Below are 1,705 nucleotides of genomic sequence, written 5' to 3'. Positions count from 1 at the left end.
TTGCATCTCTTGTCGGAGGAAAAGTAGTGATCATATATTCAACTGACTACTTTTCCAACTAATCTAAGTTATGCACTTCGGAGTTGAATCTAAGGTTTTAATTAAAGTTCCTTTGATACATTAAGAGCTAGCGTCAATGTGGTTTACTGATTTTTCTGGAAACGTCATACATATGAATCATGCCTTTTAAACGGAATTTAACTATGGTAGTAAATGCTAAAAAACTCTTACTTTTAGTCACTTTAAGTATGCTCATAACAATGACAAAAGCCAGTGACGTGGTCATGGCTTTTAGTTTAGATATACCCCCATATATTTTCCAAGAACAGAATAGAGGTATTGAAATAGATATAATTTCAGCGGCGTTAGCCGTTAAGGGACATCTACTTATTCCGAAATATTTTCCTCTTGGTCGTATTCCGTGGGCATTTCGAAATAACAGTGTCGATGCGGTGATGGGAGACATGGGGACGGATCTATCCACCTTTGGTGGCGCTTATGCCAACCCTGCAGTAATTTATAATAATGTTTTTATTACGTTAAAGAAAAACAAGTTGGTCATAAAAAAGCCCAAAGATTTAGATAACCTAACTGTCGTTTCATTTCAGGGGGCAGAAAAACGTTATCCACAATGGCTAAAAAAAGTAAAAAATGAGAAACGATTTTACGGCGTTAGTAGCCAACTGAAGCAAATAAAGTTACTTACTTCAGGCCATTATGATGTTGTATTAAGTGATCACCATATTTATAAATACTTTGTTAATAAGTTGGAGTTTTTAGAAAACATTCCATCTGAGGATATCGACAAACATAAATTTACTGAAGTTAACGCTGATGACTATCGCCCTGTTTTTAGAGATTATAATATACGAGATGATTTTGATTTTGGTTTACGCCACATAAAAAAACAGGGCCTGTATCAAGAAATATACGACCATTACATCCAGTAATGTCACAAATAACTTTTAAACTAAACATCGAACCTTTGCCATTACGGGGATAAATTCATATTTTCCATGTATCACTACTCATCGAATGATAAATACGGTAAAGCAGGTTATGTTTCCTTAAATGTGCGCGTCATTACCTTCGATTTTAATTCAATAGTCTGCATAAATAACCTTGGATCATCAATTTTTTCCCGCATTGAAATATCCGGTAAACAATCGTCATCAACATAGTCAACAAAATCACCCGCCGAATAAAACACTAAAATATCTAAAGCTAATCTGTCCAATGTATATAAACCACGGTGGATCATATCAGCCGAAAAAACTAACAAGTTGTCTACCGTTAACGGTATTTTCTTACTGAATAAATGGGGTCAGGTTAAATTTAAACTTTCCTATTTCGCCATCGGATTGGGCGACCTTTTTTTAGGATGCATGCATCGATCTGTTAGCATCTCAATCTCTTCCTTAAATTTAACACTGCCAATAACCATTCCGCGGTTTACACTTGCTCGTATGTACTCTCCATTTAATGAGTAACAGCGCTCGGTACGTGGCTTGAATCTCTTGTGAATATTTTCCAAACGACAAAGACAAAGGATGTGGTGTACATAAGCGAGATTGCTTGCCTAATGCATTACTGTGATAGCTAGACCAGATATATTGTAAGCGTCAGGGCAACCACACCTTCATCTAATTTCTGATCTCAGTTATGTTATTTTCAAGTCAAATAAAAGGAAATAACAATGAAAATA

The 1,705-nt window shown here is 35.5% G+C and carries 1 protein-coding gene and 1 pseudogene; one reads left to right on the top strand and one right to left on the bottom strand.

All coding sequences use genetic code 11. The features are described from left to right. Positions 1-203: 203 nt before the first annotated feature. Positions 204-950 (top strand): substrate-binding periplasmic protein, encoded by a 747-nt coding sequence (locus G322_RS0119160; RefSeq protein ID WP_022943269.1) that lies wholly within the window; start codon positions 204-206, stop codon positions 948-950. Positions 951-1,057: 107 nt separating this feature from the next. Here G322_RS0119160 and G322_RS0119155 read toward each other — a convergent pair. Continuing rightward, positions 1,058-1,309, bottom strand: a pseudogene (locus tag G322_RS0119155) (phytanoyl-CoA dioxygenase family protein); the annotation flags it as partial. Positions 1,310-1,705 lie beyond the last annotated feature (396 nt).

This window comes from Psychromonas hadalis ATCC BAA-638, assembly GCF_000420245.1.
GTDB classification, from domain to species: Bacteria; Pseudomonadota; Gammaproteobacteria; order Enterobacterales; family Psychromonadaceae; genus Psychromonas; species Psychromonas hadalis.
The sequence above is the reverse complement of the archived record's forward strand: the minus strand, read 5'-3'. Positions and strand labels throughout refer to the sequence as shown.